Source organism: Bacteroides sp. ET71, assembly GCF_023336905.1.
Lineage (GTDB): Bacteria > Bacteroidota > Bacteroidia > Bacteroidales > Bacteroidaceae > Bacteroides.
Genome location: NZ_JAMBLS010000128.1, coordinates 1 through 659, shown reverse-complemented (window position 1 = coordinate 659; position 659 = coordinate 1). Strand labels below are relative to the sequence as shown.

The following is a 659-nucleotide window of genomic DNA, read 5'->3' as shown; positions in this document are numbered from 1 at the left end:
GCAACAGCACCCGAAAAGAAGGAAAGGCGGACGGACACCCAAGTCCGCGCCCGCCTTCCACCGCGAGACCGTCAATCTCGACGCCGCGCAGCACGCCCGGTTCCTCACCCTTTACGAGCAGTCCGGTCTTTCGTCCAAGTCGAAGTTCATCGCCGCGCGCATCTTCGGCGACAGCTTCCGGGTCATACGCACCGACCGGGGCACGATGGAGTATGTGGCCAGGCTCACCGCCTTGTACCAGCAGTACCGCGCCGTCGGGGTGAACTACAACCAGGCGGTCAAGGAACTGCACGTGCATTTTACCGAGAAAAAGGCGTTGGCTTTGCTCTACAGGTTGGAAAAGCTGACCCTCGAACTGGTGGCACTCAGCCGCCGCATTGTCGGACTTTCAGAAGAACTCAAAAGGCATGGTGGCGAAAATCAGCACGGGTAAGGACTTGTACGGCGCGTTGGTCTACAACCAGACGAAGGTAGAGGAAGGGCATGCGAAGGTGCTGGATGCCAACCTGCTCCCGTACCCGGAAGACGGGCATTTCCGCATGGGCGAAACGATGGAGGCTTTCACGGCATGGCTTCCCTCGCACTACCGCACCGAGAAGCCGGTCATCCACATCTCGCTCAATCCGCATCCCGACGATGTATTGACCGACGGGCAGCTC

General features: G+C 59.8%; 1 protein-coding gene and 1 pseudogene. Both read left to right on the top strand.

The genetic code is table 11. From position 1 onward, the window contains the following. On the top strand, positions 1–433 hold a 433-nt coding region (gene mobA, locus M3090_RS15505), incomplete at its 5' end, for a conjugal transfer protein MobA (protein ID WP_249057766.1). Then, positions 408–659: pseudogene (locus M3090_RS15500) on the top strand (mobilization protein); the annotation flags it as partial. The gene mobA and the pseudogene M3090_RS15500, both read left to right, overlap by 26 nt.